Source organism: Mycobacteriales bacterium, from assembly GCA_035533475.1.
Classification (GTDB): domain Bacteria; phylum Actinomycetota; class Actinomycetes; order DATLTS01; family DATLTS01; genus DATLTS01.
On sequence record DATLTS010000004.1, the window covers coordinates 1 to 3,297 of the forward strand.

4 protein-coding genes are annotated in these 3,297 nt (G+C 70.8%); all 4 read right to left on the reverse strand.

Annotation, left to right across the window (positions count from 1 at the left end; all coding sequences use genetic code 11):
• Window positions 1-665: SDR family oxidoreductase (locus tag VNG13_00205; protein ID HVA58949.1), on the reverse strand; the 665-nt coding region annotated here is incomplete at its 3' end.
• Between the two features lie 41 nt (window positions 666-706).
• Entirely contained in the window at window positions 707-1,657 is a 951-nt protein-coding gene (locus tag VNG13_00210; protein HVA58950.1) for a cyclase family protein, read from the reverse strand.
• Between the two features lie 17 nt (window positions 1,658-1,674).
• Window positions 1,675-2,826 (reverse strand): aldose 1-epimerase family protein, encoded by a 1,152-nt coding sequence (locus tag VNG13_00215; protein HVA58951.1) that lies wholly within the window; start codon window positions 2,824-2,826, stop codon window positions 1,675-1,677.
• Between the two features lie 129 nt (window positions 2,827-2,955).
• Window positions 2,956-3,297, reverse strand: a 342-nt coding sequence (locus tag VNG13_00220) for an IclR family transcriptional regulator C-terminal domain-containing protein (protein HVA58952.1), incomplete at its 5' end; no start/stop codon positions are given.

Consider the following 3,297-nt stretch of genomic DNA (forward strand, 5'->3'; position numbering starts at 1 on the left):
TCCTCGGGCTGGGCGGCCCGGTGGATCGCGATCCGGTCCGTGTAGTACTTCACCGCGGCCGGGTCGTCCATCATCGGCGCGCTCATGTTCGTCATCACCCATCCCGGCTCGACGGCGTTCACCCGGATGCCGTGTTCGCCCAGGTTGCAGCCGAGCGCCTTGGCCAGCATGCTGATGGCGCCCTTCGTCCCGCAGTACGCGGTCTGGTACGGGGCGCCCACATGCGCGGAGATCGAGCTGACGCAGCAGATCGCGCCGCCGTGGCCCTCGCGGATCATCTGCTTGGCGCCTTCGGTGCAGACCACCCAGGTGCCGCGGACGTTCGTCTCGAACAGGGCGTCGAAGTCCTCGACGCTCGTCTCGTCCCACGTCATGAACGGGTTGATCGCGGCGTTGGACACGACGTAGTCGAGCCGCCCGCCGCGTTCGGCGGCCCTGTGCACCATCGCGGTGACCTGCTCCGGGTCACGCATGTCGGCGACGACCGGGAAACCGCTGCCGCCCGCCTCCTCGATCAGCCGGAGCGTCTGCGCCGGATCCCCGGTGGGCCGCTGGTTCACGGCCACGATCGCGCCTTCGGCCGCCAGCCGCACCGCAGTCGCCTGCCCGATGCCTGCCGTCGCACCGGTGACCAGCGCGACCTTGCCCTCGAAGCGCCGCTCCATGGCTCATGTCCTCCCGTGATCGTGCCGGTGTGCCCGGCCGGTCAGAAGATGGCGATCGGGTTCCAGGGCGACCCGGTGCCACCGGGCAGCCGCAGCGGCAGGCCGACGACCATGAACTCGAACCTCTCCTCCTGCTCACATGCCCGCGCCAGGTCCTCGAGCTGGAGGCTGTCCGCCGCGAACATGCCCATGGCCGTTATCTGCAGGGGGTGGATCGGGTAGAGCATGCCCTCGACGTTGCTGGGCACGGTCTCCCCATCGCCATCGGGGAGGAAGGCCGCGATCCGGCGCTCGTGCATCCAGGGGATGGTGTCCACATGCAGGCCGGCCTTGCCTTCCCCGGCCGGCGGATAGCCGTTGTCCCAGGCGCCAAGCTCGAGCCGGCGCCGGTGATGCCCGGTGCGGAACACCAGGATGTCCCCCTCGCCGAGCCTGACCCCCTCGGCCTGCTCGATCGCCTCCAGTTCCGCGCGGGTCACGGCTTCCCCAGGTTCCAGCCACCGGGCACCGCGGAACCGGGGCACGTCCAGCAGCACCCCCCGGCCGACGAGCCCGTCGGCGTAGGCGGTCACATCCAGCGCCGTGGCCCCGGCGGAGGTCATGACCTCCAGGGCGGGCCGGCCGTTGTAGACGCTGCCCTGGTAGGCGATATGGCACAGCGCGTCCATGTGGGTGTGGCAGTCGCCGTGGAAGGCGAGGCCAAGGTAGTCGGTGGCGAAGGTCAGCGTGCTCGACCCGATGTCGATGTCATGTCCCTGGACCACGTGGTGGGTGACCGGGCTGGGGTTGTCCGGGCCGGCCACCGTGTTCATCGGGATCGACATCGTCACGTGGCGCCCGGATCGCACCAGCGCCGCCGCCGCCCGCACACAGGCCGGCGTGAGGTAGTTCAGCGTCCCGAGTTCGTCGTCGGGACCCCACCGGCCCCAGTTCTTGACTGCCTCGAAGATCTCCTCGAACTCACGCAGCGTCACCGGTGCGGGCCGGGTCACAGCCGCCATGGAATCGCTCACCGCCTGCCGGCCGTCGGGTCATGATCATCCGGGCTGGCGTGGCGGCTGGCCGCGGCCAGGCGCGCCACCCGGGTCCCGAACTCGCCGATGGCAGCCGCTCCTGCCAGCGCGCCGATCTCGAGCTCGTACTGGCGCTGTTCGCCGGGTTCGAGCCATTGCAGCTCACCCCGCTCCCGCGCGTCCGGCCGCCCCGCGTCCCGGTTCGTGCTCGGCTCCATCGCGAGTGCGTAGGTGCCCTCCCCCATCATCCGCCAGACGGTGTGGCAGGGCAGCTGGGAGACACGGAAGACCTGGTACACGCCCAGCCCCAGGCTCCGGTTGACCACAGCGACCGGGACCGTTCCGCCCGGCTCGGCGATGACGTCATGCTCGAAGCAGGCTTCGGTGGCGCCGCGGACCGGGGCCGACATCGTGGCGTACCCCGCGGTCGGCACACCGTAATCGGTGGTCGTCCGGCGGCTGGGCACGAGCAGCTCCGACGACTCATCGACCACCGGGAAGCCGGCGTTGCAGTGATAGAGGAACATGTGCGACGTCGTGGTGTGGCCGACGTTCTCGACCTGGTCGCGCAGCACGAAGGAGGACTCGCCGACCCTCGCCTCGACGCGCCGGCGGAGCACGAGCTGCTCGCCGAAGACCGCCGACTGGGTCACCTCGCCTTCTGCCCACAGGACGCACTCGTCCCCGTCCCAGCGCTCTCCGTAACCGGCCAGGCGCGCGGGCAGGCCGCCGGCGCGGCCGTGCAGGCCGTACCGGGCCGTCGTGCGGATGTGCGGCTGGTTGAAGTGCTCCGCCGTGTCCTCGCCCGGTCCCAGGGTGTGATCCAGCCCGCAGGTGACGACCATGCCACCGCCCCAGGCGCGGAACCAGCCCCACTCGTCGGGCTCGTAGTACCAGGGGGCGACGACCCCGGCGCCCGACAGCCAGCTGAGCGGCCGCCCGCCGAGTTCGCATCGCCCGATGTCGAAGCAGCGGTCGACCAGCACGTCGAAGGCGAACCCGGTCCCGGTGCGGAACTCCAGGACGCGGACGCCCCGCCCCTGGCCGTCGCCGAGCGTGACCAGCCGCACGCCCGCGGCCTGCTCCAGGCGCCCGATGCGGCGGTGCAGCTCAGCCCGCGTATAGCGGGTACCGAAAAGCTCAGGCATGAATCCTCAAGGTCCACTAAATGTGCGCATATGTCAATGGTCTGAGCGCATGCTCAGCGAGTCCCGCACCACGGCGGCCGTCACGGCAGCCCAGAGCGTTCACTGACGCGTTGACAGCGACGGGATCGGTTAGCCACCGAGCCGGCGGCTGAGGGCATGAGCGGTGCGGATCACCTGCTCGCCCAGCCCGGCTGAGTACCCCTCGCCTGCTTCCTGTTCGGGGTATGTGAGCGCGATGCTGGCGACCGGGTGTCCCGCATGGTCGAGAATCGCGGCGGCGACCGAGGCGAGTCCCGGCGTCACCTCGCCGTTTTCCACCGCGTAGCCCGAGCGGCGCACGTTGCCGAGCACCTGCCGCAGCGCGGACGGCGACCCCGGGCCTGCCCCGTTCCTGAGGACGAAGGCTGCCGGGTCAGGAAAGAGCGCACGCACCTGCGCCGCGGGCAGCGCCGCGAGCATCGCCCGCCCGCT

Bases quoted from the DNA above. Each gene is read 5' to 3' on its own strand.
- VNG13_00215 (HVA58951.1), bottom strand. From the start codon at position 2,826: ATGCCTGAGCTTTTCGGTACCCGCTATACGCGGGCTGAGCTGCACCGC.